The following is a 357-nucleotide window of genomic DNA, read 5'->3' as shown; positions in this document are numbered from 1 at the left end:
ATAAACGAATACAATATAAAATCACCTTATTGTGGATGTACTACTGCGGACTAGAGCAGCAACCCTGTCACTAGGCCATTTAGAAAACTTTGCAACAGAACCTAAAAATCAATTGCATAGAGCGAGTGGTTTGCAACTTCTTATTTCAGCAATTGTATTATGGAATACGGTATATATATCACGTGCAGTTGATGCTTTACATGCAAAAGGCGTGGACATTCCAGAAGAATATTTACAACATATATCTCCACTTGGATGGGAACATATTACGTTGACAGGCGATTATGTTTGGAACTTAAATGAAAAAACAAATTTTAATAATCTAAGACCATTACGAGACAAAAATTATATAAAAAA

General features: G+C 33.6%; 1 pseudogene. It reads left to right on the top strand.

The annotated features are described in order from the left end of the window. Positions 1-103: 103 nt before the first annotated feature. A pseudogene (locus tag JDS95_RS30585) lies at positions 104-357 on the top strand (Tn3 family transposase); the annotation flags it as partial.

Origin of the sequence: Bacillus cereus group sp. N24 (assembly GCF_016483345.1) — a bacterium.
GTDB classification, from domain to species: domain Bacteria; phylum Bacillota; class Bacilli; order Bacillales; family Bacillaceae_G; genus Bacillus_A; species Bacillus_A toyonensis.
The sequence above is the reverse complement of the archived record's forward strand: the minus strand, read 5'-3'. Positions and strand labels throughout refer to the sequence as shown.